At 67.0% G+C, this 318-nt stretch carries 1 pseudogene; it reads right to left on the bottom strand.

Features of this window, described 5'->3' with window-relative positions:
• Positions 1-318, bottom strand: a pseudogene (locus tag CAPSK01_RS21255) (type II/IV secretion system protein); the annotation flags it as partial.

Genomic DNA, 318 nt, shown 5'->3' with positions numbered 1-318 from the left:
GTGGGCGTGCTTTCGAGGTGGATGTCGCTGGCGGCGGCCCGCACCGCGTCATAGACGGTCGAGTTGACGAGTTTCACCGCCGGACTGGACGCGCCACTGACCGAAGCAAAGCTGAGCACCTCGGCGGTACGCCGCTCGGGCGCGCTGCCCCCATCCTGCACCAGCGAATGCACCGCGTGCAGCGACTCCTCATGCTTCGACAGATAGGCCTGAATGTCCGCCGCCAGCGCCAGGCAGAAATGCACCGGCGTGCCGGCCAGGCTGCCGAGCCAGACCATGCTGTCGGCGTCGAAAGGATCGGCGATGACGCCGATGATC

The organism is Candidatus Accumulibacter vicinus, from assembly GCF_000584955.1.
GTDB classification, from domain to species: domain Bacteria; phylum Pseudomonadota; class Gammaproteobacteria; order Burkholderiales; family Rhodocyclaceae; genus Accumulibacter; species Accumulibacter vicinus.
Note: the sequence above shows the minus strand (reverse complement) of the source record. Positions and strands in the feature narration are given on the sequence as shown.